Below are 18002 nucleotides of genomic sequence, written 5' to 3'. Positions count from 1 at the left end.
GCAAGGCGGCAAGCGAAGGAAAGGAAGGAGCATACAGAAGTATGTGACTGAGTTTACGAGCGCAGGCAACGCCGCTGATGCGATAAAGAATTGCGTACAGAGCACAAAGAATTTGCCTGGCGGCAGTAGCGCGGTGGTCCCACCTGACCCCATGCCGAACTCAGAAGTGAAACGCCGTAGCGCCGATGGTAGTGTGGGGTCTCCCCATGCGAGAGTAGGGAACTGCCAGGCATCAAATAAAACGAAGGGCCCTGTCGGAAGACAGGGCCTTTTGTTTTATCTGTAGTCTGCCGGATGGCGGCTCCGCCTTATTCGGCCTACAGGGACGCGCCGATCTACCCTCAATATAACCACAAGCCTTCCCAACACAGATACGGTAAACTATTGCCGATTGAGTATCAGGAAAGCAGCCATGACCCACTCCCTAAAACCCTGGAATACCTTCGGCATTGATCATTGTGCAAAGCACATCGTATGCGCTGAAAACGAACAACAACTACTGAGCGCCTGGCAGCAAGCAACTCGTGAGGGACTGCCGGTTATGATCCTGGGTGAAGGAAGCAATGTCCTGTTTCTGGAAAATTACGCCGGCACCGTGATCCTTAACCGCCTGAAAGGCATTGAGGTGAATGAAACCGCGGACGCCTGGCACCTACACGTCGGCGCAGGCGAAAACTGGCATCAGCTGGTTCGCTACGCGCTGGACAACAACATGCCTGGCCTGGAGAATCTGGCGCTCATCCCTGGCTGCGTTGGTTCCTCGCCTATACAGAATATTGGCGCGTATGGCGTAGAACTACAGCGCGTCTGCGACTACGTTGACTGCGTTGAACTGGAAACGGGAAAACGTCTGCGTTTGTCCGCGGCGGAATGCCGTTTCGGCTATCGTGACAGTATCTTCAAAAATGAATATCAGGATCGCGTTGCGATCGTCGCGGTGGGTCTGCGTTTGCCAAAGCAATGGCAGCCGGTGTTGACCTATGGCGATCTTACTCGTCTGGACCCGAAAACGGTCACCGCGCAACAGGTGTTTGATGCTGTATGCCATATGCGCACCACAAAATTGCCGGATCCTAAAGTGAATGGCAATGCGGGCAGCTTTTTTAAAAATCCCGTTGTCGCAGCCGATATCGCTATGGAACTGTTAGAACGATTTCCCAACGCGCCGCATTACCCTCAGGCAGACGGCTCAGTAAAGCTGGCGGCAGGCTGGCTGATAGATCAATGTCAGTTGAAAGGCGTCACCATTGGCGGCGCTGCGGTGCATCGCCAACAGGCGCTGGTATTGATTAATGCGAATGATGCGACAAGTAAAGATGTGGTGGCGCTGGCGCATCATGTCCGGCAAAAAGTGGGTGAAAAATTTAATGTCTGGCTGGAGCCTGAGGTTCGCTTTATTGGTCGGTCCGGAGAGGTGAACGCTGTGGAGAGCATTGCATGAAAGATACTACCGTTCCCCTGACGCTGATCTCACTACTTGCCGACGGAGAGTTTCACTCAGGCGAGCAGTTGGGTGAACGGCTGGGAATGAGCCGCGCGGCGATTAATAAACATATCCAGACATTACGCGACTGGGGAGTAGATGTATTTACCGTTCCCGGGAAAGGATATAGCTTACCGGAACCCATCCAGTTACTGGATGCTGACCGTATTCATAGCCAACTGGATAGCGGAAACGTGGCGGTATTGCCCGTTATCGATTCAACCAATCAGTATTTACTTGATCGAATTGGCGAGCTGCGCTCAGGCGATGCCTGTGTAGCAGAATACCAACAGGCGGGGCGTGGTCGTCGCGGGCGTAAATGGTTCTCACCGTTTGGCGCGAATCTATATCTTTCAATGTACTGGCGTCTGGAGCAGGGCCCTGCGGCGGCAATAGGCCTGAGTCTGGTCATTGGAATTGTGATGGCGGAAGTGCTGCGTGAACTGGGCGCAGATAAAGTTCGTGTGAAGTGGCCTAACGACCTTTACCTACTGGACCGCAAACTGGCGGGTATTCTGGTCGAGTTAACCGGTAAAACGGGCGATGCCGCACAAATAGTGATTGGCGCTGGTATTAACATGGCAATGCGTCGCGTAGAAGAGGACGTGATAAATCAGGGATGGATCACACTACAAGAGGCCGGAATTACGCTCGACCGCAATATGCTGGCCGCAAAGCTGATTTATAAGCTACGTGCTGCGCTTGAGCTTTTTGAGCAAGAAGGTCTTTCTCCTTATCTTTCGCGCTGGAAAAAACTGGATAATTTTATTGATCGCCCGGTAAAACTAATTATTGGTGACAAAGAAATATTTGGTATTTCTCGCGGCATTGATACTCAAGGCGCATTATTGCTTGAACAGGATGGCGTGATTAAACCCTGGATGGGCGGAGAAATATCGCTGCGAAGCGCCGAATAGTAAAAAAGGGGAGTCGGTGCTCCCCTTTTTTCTGTTATTTCCGCAATCTTACCTGTTCCACCGCATGGTTAGCGCTCTTAGTCATAATAAGGCTGGCACGTTCTCGCGTGGGTAAAATATTTTGTTTTAAATTCAACCAGTTAATTTCTTTCCAAAGCGAAGTCGCTGTATTAACAGCTTCTTCTTTAGATAATTTCGCATAATTGTGGAAATAAGAGTCAGGATCGGTAAACGCCCCTTCGCGGAATTTCAGGAAGCGATTGATATACCACGTCTGAAGAAGTTCTTCTGGCGCATCAACGTAAATAGAGAAATCAACGAAATCAGAGACAAGTACATGATGCGGATCGTGAGGATAATCCATACCGCTTTGTAAAACATTCAAACCTTCAAGAATCAATATATCAGGTTGAGCGACGGTTTTATCCCCTTCAGGAATAACATCGTAAATCAAATGAGAATAGACTGGCGCCGTCACGTTCGGTACGCCCGACTTGAGGTCAGAAACGAATTTCACCAGTCGGTGCATATCATACGATTCGGGGAACCCCTTTTTCTTCATTAACCCGCGTTCTTTCAACACCTGGTTTGGGTGGAGGAAGCCGTCAGTGGTAATCAATTCAACACGGCGGTGTTCCGGCCAGCGACTCAGCAACGCTTGCAGAACGCGTGCTGTCGTGCTTTTACCCACTGCGACGCTGCCCGCGATACTGATGATGTAAGGGATTCGCTGGCCGTTAGTGCCCAGAAACTGTTCCAGGACAGCCTGACGACGCAGATTTGAACTGATATAGAAATTTAGCAAACGGGAGAGAGGTAAATATATTTCTGCAACTTCTTCCAGCGATAAATCTTCATTAATGCCTTTTAACTGCGCGATCTCATCCTCGGTCAGGGTCATCGGCACAGAATCGCGAAGCGCAGCCCACTGGCTGCGATCAAACTGTAGGTAAGGCGTCATTAACGATTGCTCTTTTATACTCATAAGCATGTTTCTGGCTGCTATTGCTACATCAGTTCAGCGATGAACGAGGGCCATCCCTGACATGCAACGGCACGTCACATTTAAGTTAATTTGGACAATGGGCAGGAGGGTAACACCAGATGGGGAGGAATAATAAGAAAAAATCTCGCTGTGAAAGCTATCCCTGAGAAGCAATGTGACGAATATACCAGATACAGAAGATTGCTTTCTATCGACGGAGCGTTGAAATGCCGCGTCGTATTCTGGTCAGACGGTCAGTAAAATGCCGAAAATTTATGCTCTCTTGTTTGAAATTAGAGCATTTTTGTCTCTTATAGCGCAAAATGTGAGCGATAGAACATTTTATGCAATTTTTTAGTTGCATGAGCACGCAGGTCTCCATAGAATGCGCGCTACTTGATGCCGACTTAGCTCAGTAGGTAGAGCAACTGACTTGTAATCAGTAGGTCACCAGTTCGATTCCGGTAGTCGGCACCATCAAGTCCGGTGGGGTTCCCGAGCGGCCAAAGGGAGCAGACTGTAAATCTGCCGTCACAGACTTCGAAGGTTCGAATCCTTCCCCCACCACCATTTTCGGCCGCGCGATGGCGCAGCCCGAGACGATAAGTTCGCTTACCGGCTCGAATAAAGAGAGTTTCTCTCGATATTCAGTGCAGAATGAAAATCAGGTAGCCGAGTTCCAGGATGCGGGCATCGTATAATGGCTATTACCTCAGCCTTCCAAGCTGATGATGCGGGTTCGATTCCCGCTGCCCGCTCCAAGATGTGCTGATATAGCTCAGTTGGTAGAGCGCACCCTTGGTAAGGGTGAGGTCGGCAGTTCGAATCTGCCTATCAGCACCACTTCTTTTCTCCTTCCTGTTTTTCTCTTCTGTTTATTAGCATTCAACAAGTCGGGCGTGTTGCCTGGTTGATGTGGTGATATCACCGATTTATCCGTGTCTTAGAGGGACAATCGATGTCTAAAGAAAAGTTTGAACGTACAAAACCGCACGTTAACGTCGGTACTATCGGCCACGTTGACCATGGTAAAACAACGCTGACCGCTGCCATTACTACCGTACTGGCTAAAACCTACGGCGGTGCCGCCCGCGCATTCGACCAGATCGATAACGCGCCGGAAGAAAAAGCGCGTGGTATCACCATCAACACTTCTCACGTTGAATACGATACCCCGACCCGCCACTACGCACACGTAGACTGCCCGGGGCACGCCGACTATGTTAAAAACATGATCACCGGTGCTGCTCAGATGGACGGCGCGATTCTGGTTGTTGCTGCGACTGACGGCCCGATGCCGCAGACCCGTGAGCACATCCTGCTGGGGCGTCAGGTAGGCGTTCCGTACATCATCGTGTTCCTGAACAAATGCGACATGGTTGATGACGAAGAGCTGCTGGAACTGGTTGAAATGGAAGTTCGTGAACTTCTGTCTCAGTACGACTTCCCGGGCGACGACACTCCGATCGTTCGTGGTTCTGCTCTGAAAGCGCTGGAAGGCGACGCAGAGTGGGAAGCGAAAATCATCGAACTGGCTGGCTTCCTGGATTCTTACATCCCGGAACCAGAGCGTGCGATTGACAAGCCGTTCCTGCTGCCGATCGAAGACGTATTCTCCATCTCCGGTCGTGGTACCGTTGTTACCGGTCGTGTAGAACGCGGTATCATCAAAGTGGGCGAAGAAGTTGAAATCGTTGGTATCAAAGAGACTCAGAAGTCTACCTGTACTGGCGTTGAAATGTTCCGCAAACTGCTGGACGAAGGCCGTGCCGGTGAGAACGTAGGTGTTCTGCTGCGTGGTATCAAACGTGAAGAAATCGAACGTGGTCAGGTACTGGCTAAGCCGGGCACCATCAAGCCGCACACCAAGTTCGAATCTGAAGTGTACATTCTGTCCAAAGATGAAGGCGGCCGTCACACTCCGTTCTTCAAAGGCTACCGTCCGCAGTTCTACTTCCGTACTACTGACGTGACTGGCACCATCGAACTGCCGGAAGGCGTAGAGATGGTAATGCCGGGCGACAACATCAAAATGGTTGTTACCCTGATCCACCCGATCGCAATGGACGACGGTCTGCGTTTCGCAATCCGTGAAGGCGGCCGTACCGTTGGCGCGGGCGTTGTTGCTAAAGTTCTCGGCTAATCGCTGATAACATTTGACGCAATGCGCAATAAAAGGGCATCATTTGATGCCCTTTTTGCACGCTTTCACACCAGAACCTGGCTCATCAGTGATTTTATTTGTCATAATCATTGCTGAGACAGGCTCTGTAGAGGGCGTATAATCCGAAAGGCGAATAAGCGTTTCGATTTGGATTGCCTCGCGATTGCGGGGTGAAAATGTTTGTAGAATACTTCTGACAGGTTGGTTTATGAGTGCGAATACCGAAGCTCAAGGGAGCGGGCGCGGCCTGGAAGCGATGAAGTGGATAGTTGTTGCCATATTGCTGATCGTCGCAATCGTCGGCAACTACCTCTATCGCGACATGATGCTGCCGCTGCGTGCGCTGGCCGTAGTAATTCTGATTGCTGCAGCGGGTGGTGTCGCGCTGTTGACGACAAAAGGTAAAGCAACCGTTGCTTTTGCCCGTGAAGCGAGAACCGAAGTCCGTAAGGTCATTTGGCCGACTCGCCAGGAAACGCTGCACACCACGCTGATCGTCGCTGCGGTTACCGCAGTTATGTCACTGATCCTGTGGGGACTGGATGGTATTCTGGTTCGCCTGGTATCCTTTATCACTGGCCTGAGGTTCTGAGATGTCTGAAGCACCTAAAAAGCGCTGGTACGTCGTTCAGGCGTTTTCCGGTTTTGAAGGCCGCGTAGCCACATCGCTGCGCGAGCATATCAAATTACACAATATGGAAGAGCTGTTTGGCGAAGTCATGGTGCCGACTGAAGAAGTTGTTGAGATCCGTGGCGGCCAGCGTCGCAAAAGCGAACGCAAATTCTTCCCGGGTTACGTTCTGGTCCAGATGGTCATGAACGACGCAAGCTGGCACCTGGTGCGCAGCGTGCCGCGTGTGATGGGCTTTATCGGCGGTACCTCTGACCGTCCGGCGCCGATCAGCGACAAAGAAGTCGATGCGATCATGAACCGCCTGCAGCAGGTTGGCGATAAGCCGCGGCCGAAAACTCTGTTTGAACCGGGTGAAATGGTTCGTGTTAACGACGGTCCGTTCGCAGACTTTAACGGCGTTGTCGAAGAAGTCGATTATGAGAAGTCTCGCCTGAAAGTGTCTGTTTCTATCTTCGGTCGTGCGACCCCGGTAGAGCTGGACTTCAGCCAGGTTGAGAAAGCGTAAGGCTGCGATCAAAAAAGCAGCGATCTAATCGTTGCATAGGGCGCGAAATTGACATACAATTTCGCGCCTTTTGTTTTTATGGGCCTTATGCCCATAAAGCGATATTTATCACGGGGAGCTTCTTTGAAGCGATACTACCCAATTCGAGGAATTTAGAATGGCTAAGAAAGTACAAGCCTACGTCAAGCTGCAGGTTGCAGCTGGTATGGCGAACCCGAGTCCGCCGGTTGGTCCAGCACTGGGTCAGCAGGGTGTGAACATCATGGAATTCTGCAAAGCGTTCAACGCAAAAACGGATTCCATCGAAAAAGGTCTGCCGATTCCGGTTGTTATTACCGTTTACGCTGACCGTTCTTTCACCTTCGTTACCAAAACGCCTCCGGCAGCTGTTCTGCTGAAAAAAGCGGCTGGTATCAAGTCTGGTTCCGGCAAGCCGAACAAAGACAAAGTAGGTAAAATTTCCCGCGCTCAGCTGCAGGAAATCGCGCAGACCAAAGCTGCCGACATGACCGGTGCCGACATTGAAGCGATGACTCGCTCCATCGAAGGTACTGCACGTTCCATGGGCCTGGTAGTGGAGGACTAAGAAATGGCTAAACTGACCAAGCGTATGCGCGTGATCCGTGAAAAAGTTGATGCGACCAAACAGTACGACATCAACGAAGCTATTGCCCTGCTGAAAGAGCTGGCCACTGCTAAATTCAACGAAAGCGTTGACGTTGCCGTTAACCTCGGCATCGATGCTCGTAAATCTGACCAGAACGTTCGTGGCGCGACTGTACTGCCGCACGGTACTGGCCGTTCTGTTCGCGTTGCCGTATTTACCCAGGGCCCGAACGCTGAAGCAGCTAAAGCTGCTGGCGCTGAGCTGGTAGGTATGGAAGATCTGGCTGACCAGATCAAGAAAGGCGAAATGAACTTCGACGTTGTTATCGCATCCCCGGATGCAATGCGCGTTGTTGGCCTGCTGGGTCAAGTTCTGGGTCCGCGCGGCCTGATGCCAAACCCGAAAGTCGGTACCGTAACTCCGAACGTTGCTGAAGCGGTTAAGAACGCTAAAGCAGGTCAGGTTCGTTACCGTAACGATAAAAACGGCATCATCCACACCACCATCGGTAAAGTGGACTTTGACGCTGACAAACTGAAAGAAAACCTGGAAGCTCTGCTGGTTGCGCTGAAAAAAGCAAAACCGAGCCAGGCGAAAGGCGTGTACATCAAGAAAGTTAGCATCTCCACCACCATGGGTGCTGGCGTTGCCGTTGATCAGGCTGGTCTGAGCGCATCTGCGAACTAAGATTAGTCTTTACGTGGGCGGTGATTTTGTCTACAATCTTACCCCCACGTATTCTGCTAATTGCAGACGTATATCCGAGATATTCGGGTTGTGGCAAGGCGGCAAGTGAGTGAGTCGCCAGGAGCATAGCTAACTATGTGACTGGTGCGAACGAAGGAAGCCAACGCCGCCACAAGCTGAATAGCGACGGATAGACAAGATTTGTTCGTTGGAGCCTGGCCTATCCAGGCCTCCGTCGAAGACCGCAGGCGTCTCGCAAGAGGCTTAATCCCCTGCGTAGACGGTGACAGAACGCTAAGATTATTTTTGATACTCTGGCTTGTTTCTGCTCACCGTATTAAGACGCTCTTCTCGTTGAGATGAGTGAAGTGAGTTCCGGAACATGAGTTCCGGCAAACATCCAGGAGCAAAGCTAATGGCTTTAAATCTTCAAGACAAACAAGCGATTGTTGCTGAAGTCAGCGAAGTAGCCAAAGGCGCGCTGTCTGCAGTAGTTGCGGATTCCCGTGGCGTAACTGTAGATAAAATGACTGAACTGCGTAAAGCAGGTCGTGAAGCTGGCGTATACATGCGTGTTGTTCGTAACACCCTGCTGCGCCGCGTCGTTGAAGGTACTCAGTTCGAGTGCCTGAAAGACACGTTTGTTGGTCCGACCCTGATTGCATACTCTATGGAACACCCGGGCGCTGCTGCTCGTCTGTTCAAAGAGTTCGCGAAAGCGAATGCAAAATTTGAGGTCAAAGCTGCAGCCTTTGAAGGTGAGCTGATCCCGGCGTCTCAGATCGACCGCCTGGCAACTCTGCCGACCTACAAAGAAGCAATTGCACGCCTGATGGCAACCATGAAAGAAGCTTCGGCTGGCAAACTGGTTCGCACACTGGCTGCTGTACGCGATGCAAAAGAAGCTGCGTAATCGCAGTTGTCTTTATCAAGCATTTGCTTACGTATAAACTTATTCTGATATTCAGGAACAATTTAAATGTCTATCACTAAAGATCAAATCATTGAAGCAGTATCCGCTATGTCCGTAATGGACGTTGTAGAACTGATTTCTGCAATGGAAGAAAAATTCGGTGTTTCTGCTGCTGCTGCTGTAGCTGTAGCTGCTGGCCCGGCTGAAGCTGCTGAAGAAAAAACTGAATTCGACGTAATTCTGAAAGCTGCTGGCGCTAACAAAGTTGCTGTTATCAAAGCAGTACGTGGCGCAACTGGCCTGGGTCTGAAAGAAGCTAAAGACCTGGTAGAATCTGCTCCGGCCGCTCTGAAAGAAGGCGTGAGCAAAGATGACGCTGAAGCACTGAAAAAATCTCTGGAAGAAGCTGGCGCTGAAGTTGAAGTTAAATAAGCCAACCCTTCCGGTTGCAGCCTGAGAAATCAGGCTGATGGCTGGTGACTTTTTAGTCACCAGCCTTTTTGCGCTGTAAGGCGCCAGTAGCGTTTCACACTGTTTGACTACTGCTGTGCCTTTCAATGCTTGTTTCTATCGACGACTTAATATACTGCGACAGAGCGTACGTTCTGTGTAAATCGCAATGAAATGGTTTAAGCGTGATAGCAACAGGCATTGCGGAAAGTATCCATTTTCCGGTCAACAAAATAGTGTTGCACAAACTGTCCCCCGCAGGACAGATGGGTCGACTTGTCAGCGAGCTGAGGAACCCTATGGTTTACTCCTATACCGAGAAAAAACGTATTCGTAAGGATTTTGGTAAACGTCCACAAGTTCTGGATGTACCTTATCTCCTTTCTATCCAGCTTGACTCGTTTCAGAAGTTTATCGAGCAAGATCCTGAAGGGCAGTACGGCCTGGAAGCAGCCTTCCGTTCCGTGTTCCCGATTCAGAGCTACAGCGGTAATTCCGAGCTGCAGTACGTCAGCTACCGCCTTGGCGAACCGGTGTTTGACGTTCAGGAATGTCAGATCCGTGGCGTGACCTATTCCGCACCGCTGCGCGTAAAACTGCGTCTGGTGATCTACGAGCGCGAAGCGCCGGAAGGCACCGTTAAAGACATTAAAGAACAAGAAGTCTACATGGGCGAAATTCCGCTCATGACCGACAACGGTACCTTTGTTATCAACGGTACTGAGCGTGTTATCGTTTCTCAGCTGCACCGTAGTCCGGGCGTCTTCTTTGACTCCGACAAAGGTAAAACCCACTCTTCGGGTAAAGTGCTGTATAACGCGCGCATCATTCCTTACCGTGGTTCCTGGCTGGACTTCGAATTCGATCCGAAGGACAACCTGTTCGTGCGTATCGACCGTCGCCGTAAACTGCCTGCGACCATCATCCTGCGTGCGCTGAACTACACCACTGAGCAGATCCTTGACCTGTTCTTTGAGAAAGTCGTCTTCGAAATTCGCGACAACAAACTGCAGATGGAGCTGATTCCAGAACGTCTGCGCGGCGAAACCGCGTCGTTCGATATCGAAGCTAACGGCAAAGTGTACGTTGAAAAAGGCCGTCGCATTACCGCGCGTCACATCCGTCAGCTGGAAAAAGACTATATCAAGCATATCGAAGTTCCGGTTGAGTACATCGCAGGTAAAGTCGTCTCTAAAGACTACGTTGACGAATCCACTGGCGAGCTGATCTGCGCGGCGAACATGGAGCTGAGCCTGGATCTGCTGGCTAAGTTGAGCCAGTCCGGCCACAAACGTATCGAAACGCTGTTTACCAACGATCTGGACCACGGCCCGTACATTTCTGAAACGGTACGCGTCGACCCAACCAACGATCGTCTGAGCGCGCTGGTAGAAATCTACCGCATGATGCGCCCTGGTGAGCCGCCGACTCGTGAAGCGGCTGAAAGCCTGTTTGAGAACCTGTTCTTCTCCGAAGACCGCTATGACCTGTCTGCGGTGGGTCGTATGAAGTTCAACCGTTCTCTGCTGCGCGACGAAATCGAAGGTTCCGGTATCCTGAGCAAAGACGACATCATTGATGTCATGAAGAAGCTCATCGATATCCGTAACGGTAAAGGCGAAGTGGATGATATCGACCACCTCGGCAACCGTCGTATCCGTTCCGTCGGCGAAATGGCGGAAAACCAGTTCCGCGTTGGCCTGGTGCGTGTAGAGCGTGCGGTGAAAGAGCGTCTGTCTCTGGGCGATCTGGATACCCTGATGCCTCAGGATATGATCAACGCCAAGCCGATTTCCGCCGCAGTGAAAGAGTTCTTTGGTTCCAGCCAGCTGTCTCAGTTTATGGACCAGAACAACCCGCTGTCTGAGATTACGCACAAACGTCGTATCTCCGCACTCGGCCCAGGCGGTCTGACCCGCGAACGCGCAGGCTTCGAAGTTCGAGACGTACACCCGACGCACTACGGTCGCGTATGTCCTATCGAAACGCCGGAAGGTCCGAACATCGGTCTGATCAACTCCCTGTCCGTGTACGCACAGACTAACGAATATGGTTTCCTTGAGACGCCGTACCGTCGTGTGGTTGATGGCGTGGTCACTGACGAAATTCATTACCTGTCTGCTATCGAAGAAGGCAACTACGTTATCGCTCAGGCGAACTCCAACCTGGATGACGAAGGCCACTTTGTAGAAGATCTGGTGACCTGCCGTAGCAAAGGCGAATCCAGCTTGTTCAGCCGCGACCAGGTTGACTACATGGACGTTTCCACCCAGCAGGTGGTCTCCGTCGGTGCGTCCCTGATCCCGTTCCTGGAACACGATGACGCCAACCGTGCATTGATGGGTGCGAACATGCAACGTCAGGCGGTTCCGACTCTGCGCGCTGACAAGCCGCTGGTGGGTACCGGTATGGAACGTGCTGTCGCCGTCGACTCCGGTGTTACTGCAGTAGCTAAACGTGGCGGTACTGTTCAGTACGTGGATGCGTCCCGTATCGTTATCAAAGTTAACGAAGACGAGATGTACCCGGGTGAAGCAGGTATCGACATCTATAACCTGACCAAATACACCCGTTCTAACCAGAACACCTGTATCAACCAGATGCCATGTGTGTCTCTGGGCGAGCCGGTTGAGCGCGGCGACGTGCTGGCAGACGGTCCGTCCACCGACCTCGGTGAACTGGCGCTCGGTCAGAACATGCGCGTGGCGTTCATGCCGTGGAACGGCTACAACTTCGAAGACTCCATCCTCGTTTCCGAGCGTGTTGTCCAGGAAGACCGTTTCACCACCATCCACATTCAGGAACTGGCGTGCGTGTCCCGTGACACCAAGCTGGGGCCGGAAGAGATCACCGCTGACATCCCGAACGTGGGTGAAGCTGCGCTCTCCAAACTGGATGAATCCGGTATCGTTTACATTGGCGCGGAAGTGACCGGCGGCGACATTCTGGTCGGTAAGGTGACGCCGAAAGGTGAAACCCAGCTGACGCCGGAAGAGAAACTGCTGCGTGCGATCTTCGGTGAGAAAGCGTCTGACGTTAAAGACTCTTCTCTGCGCGTACCTAACGGTGTCTCCGGTACGGTTATCGACGTTCAGGTCTTTACTCGCGATGGCGTAGAAAAAGACAAACGTGCTCTGGAAATCGAAGAGATGCAGCTCAAGCAGGCGAAAAAAGACCTGTCTGAAGAACTGCAGATCCTCGAAGCGGGCCTGTTTAGCCGTATCCGTGCGGTGTTGGTGTCCGGCGGCGTTGAAGCTGAGAAGCTCGACAAACTGCCGCGCGACCGCTGGCTGGAACTCGGTCTGACCGACGAAGAGAAACAAAATCAGCTGGAACAACTGGCTGAGCAGTATGACGAACTGAAACACGAGTTCGAGAAAAAACTTGAAGCGAAGCGCCGTAAAATCACCCAGGGCGACGATCTGGCGCCGGGCGTGCTGAAGATCGTGAAGGTCTATCTGGCCGTTAAACGCCGTATCCAGCCGGGTGATAAGATGGCAGGTCGTCACGGTAACAAGGGTGTTATCTCTAAGATCAACCCGATCGAAGACATGCCTTACGATGAAAACGGCACGCCGGTCGACATCGTACTGAACCCGCTGGGCGTACCGTCTCGTATGAACATCGGTCAGATTCTGGAAACCCACCTGGGTATGGCTGCGAAAGGTATTGGCGACAAGATTAACGCCATGCTGAAACAGCAGCAGGAAGTCGCGAAACTGCGCGAATTCATCCAGCGTGCCTACGATCTGGGCGCCGACGTTCGTCAGAAAGTCGACCTGAGCACCTTCAGCGATGATGAAGTGCTGCGTCTGGCAGAAAACCTGCGTAAAGGTATGCCGATTGCCACACCAGTGTTTGACGGTGCGAAAGAAGCGGAAATCAAAGAGCTGCTGAAACTGGGCGACCTGCCGACCTCCGGTCAGATCACCCTGTTCGATGGCCGTACGGGTGAACAGTTCGAACGTCCGGTAACCGTCGGTTACATGTACATGCTGAAACTGAACCACCTGGTTGATGACAAGATGCATGCGCGTTCTACCGGTTCTTACAGCTTGGTTACTCAGCAGCCGCTGGGTGGTAAGGCGCAGTTCGGTGGTCAGCGCTTCGGGGAGATGGAGGTGTGGGCGCTGGAAGCTTACGGCGCCGCCTACACCCTGCAGGAAATGCTCACCGTTAAGTCTGATGACGTGAATGGTCGTACCAAGATGTATAAGAACATCGTGGACGGCAACCATCAGATGGAACCGGGTATGCCGGAATCCTTCAACGTTCTGTTGAAAGAGATCCGCTCGCTGGGCATCAACATCGAACTGGAAGACGAGTAATTCTCGCTCAAACAGGTCACTGGTGTCGGGGTAAAACCCGACACCAGATTGTGCTAACTCCGACGGGAGCAAATCCGTGAAAGATTTATTAAAGTTTCTGAAAGCGCAGACTAAAACCGAAGAGTTTGATGCGATCAAAATTGCTCTGGCTTCGCCAGACATGATCCGTTCATGGTCTTTCGGTGAAGTTAAAAAGCCGGAAACCATCAACTACCGTACGTTCAAACCTGAGCGTGGCGGCCTTTTCTGCGCCCGTATCTTTGGGCCGGTAAAAGACTACGAGTGCCTGTGCGGTAAGTACAAGCGCCTGAAACACCGTGGTGTTATTTGTGAGAAGTGCGGCGTTGAAGTGACCCAGACCAAAGTACGCCGTGAGCGTATGGGCCACATCGAGCTGGCGTCTCCGACTGCTCACATCTGGTTCCTGAAATCGCTGCCGTCCCGTATCGGTCTGCTGCTCGATATGCCGTTGCGCGATATCGAACGCGTACTGTACTTCGAATCTTATGTGGTTATCGAAGGCGGTATGACCAACCTGGAACGTCAACAGATCCTGACTGAAGAGCAGTATCTGGACGCGCTGGAAGAGTTCGGTGACGAATTCGACGCGAAGATGGGTGCGGAAGCTATCCAGGCCCTGCTGAAGAGCATGGATCTGGAGCAAGAGTGTGAAACTCTGCGCGAAGAGCTGAACGAAACCAACTCCGAAACCAAGCGTAAGAAGCTGACCAAGCGTATCAAACTGCTGGAAGCCTTCGTACAGTCTGGCAACAAGCCAGAGTGGATGATCCTGACCGTTCTGCCGGTTCTGCCGCCAGATCTGCGTCCGCTGGTTCCGCTGGATGGTGGTCGTTTCGCGACTTCTGACCTGAACGATCTGTATCGTCGCGTCATTAACCGTAACAACCGTCTGAAGCGTCTGCTGGATCTGGCTGCGCCGGACATCATCGTACGCAACGAAAAACGTATGCTGCAGGAAGCGGTCGACGCCCTGCTGGATAACGGTCGTCGCGGTCGTGCGATCACCGGTTCTAACAAACGTCCTCTGAAATCTTTGGCCGACATGATCAAAGGTAAGCAGGGTCGTTTCCGTCAGAACCTGCTCGGTAAGCGTGTTGACTACTCCGGTCGTTCTGTAATCACCGTAGGTCCATACCTTAGGTTGCATCAGTGCGGTCTGCCGAAGAAAATGGCGCTGGAGCTGTTCAAACCGTTCATCTACGGCAAACTGGAACTGCGTGGCCTGGCCACCACTATCAAAGCCGCGAAGAAAATGGTTGAGCGCGAAGAAGCTGTCGTTTGGGATATCCTGGACGAAGTTATCCGCGAACACCCGGTACTGCTGAACCGTGCACCAACACTGCACCGTCTGGGTATCCAGGCATTTGAACCGGTACTGATCGAAGGTAAAGCTATCCAGCTGCACCCGCTGGTTTGTGCGGCATATAACGCTGACTTCGATGGTGACCAGATGGCTGTTCACGTACCGCTGACGCTGGAAGCCCAGCTTGAAGCGCGTGCGCTGATGATGTCTACCAACAACATCCTGTCTCCGGCGAACGGCGAACCTATCATCGTTCCGTCTCAGGACGTGGTATTGGGTCTGTACTACATGACCCGTGACTGTGTTAACGCCAAAGGCGAAGGCATGGTGCTGACTGGCCCGAAAGAAGCTGAGCGTATCTATCGCGCAGGTCTGGCCTCTCTGCATGCGCGCGTTAAAGTGCGTATCACTGAATATGAAAAAGATGAAAACGGCGAATTCGTTGCGCACACCAGCCTGAAAGACACGACCGTTGGTCGCGCCATTCTGTGGATGATCGTACCGAAAGGTCTGCCTTTCTCCATCGTCAACCAGGCGCTGGGCAAGAAAGCGATCTCCAAAATGCTGAACACTTGCTACCGTATTCTGGGCCTGAAACCGACCGTTATTTTTGCGGACCAGACGATGTACACCGGCTTTGCTTATGCAGCGCGTTCAGGTGCGTCCGTTGGTATTGATGACATGGTCATCCCGGAGAAAAAACACGAGATCATTTCTGAGGCGGAAGCTGAAGTTGCTGAGATCCAGGAGCAGTTCCAGTCTGGTCTGGTAACCGCTGGCGAACGCTATAACAAAGTTATCGATATCTGGGCTGCGGCGAACGATCGTGTATCTAAAGCGATGATGGATAACCTGCAAACTGAAACCGTGATTAACCGTGACGGCCAGGAAGAGCAGCAGGTCTCCTTCAACAGCATCTACATGATGGCCGACTCCGGTGCGCGTGGTTCTGCGGCACAGATTCGTCAGCTTGCTGGTATGCGTGGTCTGATGGCGAAGCCGGATGGCTCCATCATCGAAACGCCAATCACCGCGAACTTCCGTGAAGGTCTGAACGTACTCCAGTACTTCATCTCCACCCACGGTGCTCGTAAAGGTCTGGCGGATACCGCACTGAAAACCGCGAACTCCGGTTATCTGACCCGTCGTCTGGTTGACGTCGCGCAGGATCTGGTGGTGACCGAAGATGACTGTGGTACGCACGAAGGTATCCTGATGACCCCGGTTATCGAGGGGGGCGATGTTAAAGAGCCGCTGCGTGACCGCGTTCTGGGTCGTGTGACGGCGGAAGATGTGCTGAAGCCGGGTACGGCGGACATTCTGGTTCCACGCAACACGCTGCTGCACGAACAGTGGTGTGACCTGCTGGAAGCAAACTCCGTTGACGCCGTTAAAGTGCGTTCCGTTGTATCCTGCGACACCGACTTTGGTGTATGTGCGCACTGCTATGGTCGTGACCTGGCGCGTGGCCACATCATCAACAAAGGTGAAGCTATCGGCGTTATCGCGGCACAATCCATCGGTGAACCGGGTACACAGCTGACGATGCGTACGTTCCACATCGGTGGTGCGGCATCGCGTGCGGCTGCTGAATCCAGCATCCAGGTTAAGAACAAAGGTAGCATCAAGCTCAGCAACGTGAAGTCGGTTGTGAACTCCAGCGGTAAACTGGTTATCACTTCCCGTAACACCGAACTGAAGCTGATCGACGAATTCGGTCGTACCAAAGAGAGCTATAAAGTGCCTTATGGCGCTGTCATGGCGAAAGGTGATGGCGAGCAGGTTGCCGGCGGCGAAACCGTGGCAAACTGGGACCCGCACACCATGCCGGTTATCACCGAAGTGAGTGGTTTCATCCGCTTCACTGACATGATCGACGGTCAGACCATTACGCGTCAGACCGACGAACTGACCGGTTTGTCTTCGCTGGTGGTTCTGGATTCGGCTGAACGTACTACCGGTGGTAAAGATCTGCGTCCGGCGCTGAAAATCGTTGATGCTCAGGGTAATGACGTTCTGATCCCGGGTACCGATATGCCTGCGCAGTACTTCCTGCCGGGTAAAGCGATTGTACAGCTGGAAGATGGCGTACAGATCAGTTCTGGTGACACCCTGGCGCGTATTCCTCAGGAATCCGGCGGTACCAAGGATATCACCGGTGGTCTGCCGCGCGTTGCGGACCTGTTCGAAGCGCGTCGTCCGAAAGAGCCGGCCATTCTGGCGGAAATCGCAGGTATCGTTTCCTTCGGTAAAGAAACCAAAGGCAAACGTCGTCTGGTGATTACGCCGGTTGATGGTAGCGATCCGTACGAAGAGATGATTCCGAAATGGCGTCAGCTCAACGTGTTCGAAGGGGAACGTGTAGAACGTGGTGATGTGATTTCCGACGGTCCGGAAGCGCCGCACGATATTCTGCGTCTGCGTGGTGTTCATGCTGTGACGCGTTACATCGTTAACGAAGTCCAGGATGTATACCGTCTGCAGGGCGTTAAGATTAACGATAAACACATCGAAGTTATCGTTCGTCAGATGCTGCGTAAAGCGACCATCGAAAGCGCCGGTAGTTCCGACTTCCTGGAAGGCGAACAGGTTGAATATTCCCGCGTCAAGATCGCTAACCGCGAGCTGGAAGCGAACGGCAAAGTGGGGGCTACCTTCTCCCGCGATCTGCTGGGTATCACCAAAGCGTCTCTGGCAACCGAATCGTTCATCTCTGCCGCATCGTTCCAGGAGACCACGCGTGTCCTGACCGAAGCAGCCGTTGCGGGTAAACGCGACGAACTGCGCGGCCTGAAAGAGAACGTTATCGTGGGTCGTCTGATCCCGGCGGGTACCGGTTATGCGTACCACCAGGATCGTATGCGCCGTCGCGCCGCGGGCGAGCAGCCAGCAACACCGCAGGTCACTGCGGAAGATGCATCTGCAAGCCTGGCAGAACTGCTGAACGCAGGTCTGGGCGGTTCTGATAACGAGTAATCGTTAAATGGTGGAGGGGTATTTATCCC

Annotated in this window: 13 protein-coding genes, 4 tRNA genes and 1 rRNA gene; 16 read left to right on the top strand and 2 right to left on the bottom strand. The window is 52.4% G+C overall.

The features are described from left to right. Nucleotides 1-115 precede the first annotated feature (115 nt). The 3 genes from rrf (at nucleotide 116) to birA (ending at nucleotide 2400) form a co-directional block, all read left to right on the top strand. A 5S ribosomal RNA gene (gene rrf, locus ACQ29O_RS21090) occupies nucleotides 116-231 on the top strand. 181 nt (nucleotides 232-412) lie between these two features. Beyond that, nucleotides 413-1441 carry a UDP-N-acetylmuramate dehydrogenase gene (gene murB, locus ACQ29O_RS21085; RefSeq protein WP_000149793.1) on the top strand — a complete coding sequence of 343 codons (1029 nt, stop codon included), beginning with the start codon at nucleotides 413-415 and terminating at the stop codon, nucleotides 1439-1441. Then, the gene (birA, locus tag ACQ29O_RS21080) at nucleotides 1438-2400 is read left to right on the top strand and encodes a bifunctional biotin--[acetyl-CoA-carboxylase] ligase/biotin operon repressor BirA (RefSeq protein WP_000655746.1); all 963 of its coding nucleotides are present in this window, start codon (nucleotides 1438-1440) and stop codon (nucleotides 2398-2400) included. Before murB ends, birA begins: the two co-directional genes overlap by 4 nt. A 34-nt stretch (nucleotides 2401-2434) precedes the next feature. Here the strand turns inward: birA and coaA are convergent, their stop codons facing one another. After that, complete coding sequence (gene coaA, locus ACQ29O_RS21075; RefSeq protein ID WP_000023071.1) at nucleotides 2435-3385, bottom strand: type I pantothenate kinase; 951 nt, start codon at nucleotides 3383-3385, stop codon at nucleotides 2435-2437. A gap of 208 nt (nucleotides 3386-3593) precedes the next feature. Continuing rightward, nucleotides 3594-3767, bottom strand: a complete 174-nt coding sequence (locus ACQ29O_RS21070) for a hypothetical protein (RefSeq protein WP_001541267.1) — start codon at nucleotides 3765-3767, stop codon at nucleotides 3594-3596. 19 nt (nucleotides 3768-3786) lie between these two features. On the opposite strand from ACQ29O_RS21070, the gene ACQ29O_RS21065 reads away from it, so the two are divergent. From ACQ29O_RS21065 to rpoC, 13 genes are all read left to right on the top strand, one after another. Further along, nucleotides 3787-3862, top strand: a tRNA-Thr gene (locus ACQ29O_RS21065). Between the two features lie 8 nt (nucleotides 3863-3870). Beyond that, nucleotides 3871-3955: transfer RNA gene (locus ACQ29O_RS21060), tRNA-Tyr, on the top strand. Nucleotides 3956-4071: 116 nt separating this feature from the next. After that, nucleotides 4072-4146 (top strand) — tRNA-Gly (locus ACQ29O_RS21055). Nucleotides 4147-4152: 6 nt separating this feature from the next. Further along, a tRNA-Thr gene (locus tag ACQ29O_RS21050) sits at nucleotides 4153-4228 on the top strand. Nucleotides 4229-4343: 115 nt separating this feature from the next. Beyond that, nucleotides 4344-5528, top strand: a complete 1185-nt coding sequence (tuf, locus tag ACQ29O_RS21045) for an elongation factor Tu (protein ID WP_000031748.1) — start codon at nucleotides 4344-4346, stop codon at nucleotides 5526-5528. Nucleotides 5529-5757: 229 nt separating this feature from the next. Continuing rightward, nucleotides 5758-6141, top strand: a complete 384-nt coding sequence (gene secE, locus ACQ29O_RS21040; RefSeq protein WP_001275691.1) for a preprotein translocase subunit SecE — start codon at nucleotides 5758-5760, stop codon at nucleotides 6139-6141. 1 nt (nucleotide 6142) lies between these two features. Further along, the gene (nusG, locus tag ACQ29O_RS21035) at nucleotides 6143-6688 is read left to right on the top strand and encodes a transcription termination/antitermination protein NusG (protein WP_001287521.1); all 546 of its coding nucleotides are present in this window, start codon (nucleotides 6143-6145) and stop codon (nucleotides 6686-6688) included. Nucleotides 6689-6845: 157 nt separating this feature from the next. After that, on the top strand, nucleotides 6846-7274 hold the full coding sequence (rplK, locus tag ACQ29O_RS21030; RefSeq protein ID WP_001085926.1) for a 50S ribosomal protein L11: 429 nt from the start codon (nucleotides 6846-6848) through the stop codon (nucleotides 7272-7274). A 3-nt stretch (nucleotides 7275-7277) separates the two neighbouring features. Further along, on the top strand, nucleotides 7278-7982 hold the full coding sequence (rplA, locus tag ACQ29O_RS21025; protein WP_001096675.1) for a 50S ribosomal protein L1: 705 nt from the start codon (nucleotides 7278-7280) through the stop codon (nucleotides 7980-7982). Between the two features lie 415 nt (nucleotides 7983-8397). Beyond that, complete coding sequence (gene rplJ / locus ACQ29O_RS21020) at nucleotides 8398-8895, top strand: 50S ribosomal protein L10 (RefSeq protein ID WP_001207204.1); 498 nt, start codon at nucleotides 8398-8400, stop codon at nucleotides 8893-8895. Nucleotides 8896-8961: 66 nt separating this feature from the next. Beyond that, the gene (gene rplL / locus ACQ29O_RS21015) at nucleotides 8962-9327 is read left to right on the top strand and encodes a 50S ribosomal protein L7/L12 (protein WP_000028882.1); all 366 of its coding nucleotides are present in this window, start codon (nucleotides 8962-8964) and stop codon (nucleotides 9325-9327) included. A gap of 317 nt (nucleotides 9328-9644) precedes the next feature. Beyond that, nucleotides 9645-13673, top strand: coding sequence for a DNA-directed RNA polymerase subunit beta (gene rpoB / locus ACQ29O_RS21010; protein ID WP_000263110.1), 4029 nt, complete (start codon nucleotides 9645-9647; stop codon nucleotides 13671-13673). Between the two features lie 76 nt (nucleotides 13674-13749). Then, the gene (rpoC, locus tag ACQ29O_RS21005) at nucleotides 13750-17973 is read left to right on the top strand and encodes a DNA-directed RNA polymerase subunit beta' (RefSeq protein WP_000653974.1); all 4224 of its coding nucleotides are present in this window, start codon (nucleotides 13750-13752) and stop codon (nucleotides 17971-17973) included. The last annotated feature ends 29 nt before the right edge of the window (nucleotides 17974-18002 follow it).

The sequence above is a fragment of the Salmonella sp. GDC200615 genome, from assembly GCF_050574145.1.
Lineage (GTDB): Bacteria > Pseudomonadota > Gammaproteobacteria > Enterobacterales > Enterobacteriaceae > Salmonella > Salmonella enterica.
This window is presented reverse-complemented; position numbering and strand designations above follow the sequence as displayed.

What these genes read in the sequence shown, in the direction of transcription:
- secE (WP_001275691.1), top strand. Translation starts at nt 5,758, where the DNA reads ATGAGTGCGAATACCGAAGCTCAAGGGAGCGGGCGCGGCCTGGAAGCG.
- coaA (WP_000023071.1), bottom strand. Translation starts at nt 3,385, where the DNA reads ATGAGTATAAAAGAGCAATCGTTAATGACGCCTTACCTACAGTTTGAT.
- tuf (WP_000031748.1), top strand. Translation starts at nt 4,344, where the DNA reads ATGTCTAAAGAAAAGTTTGAACGTACAAAACCGCACGTTAACGTCGGT.
- nusG (WP_001287521.1), top strand. Translation starts at nt 6,143, where the DNA reads ATGTCTGAAGCACCTAAAAAGCGCTGGTACGTCGTTCAGGCGTTTTCC.
- murB (WP_000149793.1), top strand. Translation starts at nt 413, where the DNA reads ATGACCCACTCCCTAAAACCCTGGAATACCTTCGGCATTGATCATTGT.
- ACQ29O_RS21070 (WP_001541267.1), bottom strand. Translation starts at nt 3,767, where the DNA reads ATGGAGACCTGCGTGCTCATGCAACTAAAAAATTGCATAAAATGTTCT.
- rplA (WP_001096675.1), top strand. Translation starts at nt 7,278, where the DNA reads ATGGCTAAACTGACCAAGCGTATGCGCGTGATCCGTGAAAAAGTTGAT.
- rplL (WP_000028882.1), top strand. Translation starts at nt 8,962, where the DNA reads ATGTCTATCACTAAAGATCAAATCATTGAAGCAGTATCCGCTATGTCC.
- birA (WP_000655746.1), top strand. Translation starts at nt 1,438, where the DNA reads ATGAAAGATACTACCGTTCCCCTGACGCTGATCTCACTACTTGCCGAC.
- rplK (WP_001085926.1), top strand. Translation starts at nt 6,846, where the DNA reads ATGGCTAAGAAAGTACAAGCCTACGTCAAGCTGCAGGTTGCAGCTGGT.
- rpoB (WP_000263110.1), top strand. Translation starts at nt 9,645, where the DNA reads ATGGTTTACTCCTATACCGAGAAAAAACGTATTCGTAAGGATTTTGGT.
- rplJ (WP_001207204.1), top strand. Translation starts at nt 8,398, where the DNA reads ATGGCTTTAAATCTTCAAGACAAACAAGCGATTGTTGCTGAAGTCAGC.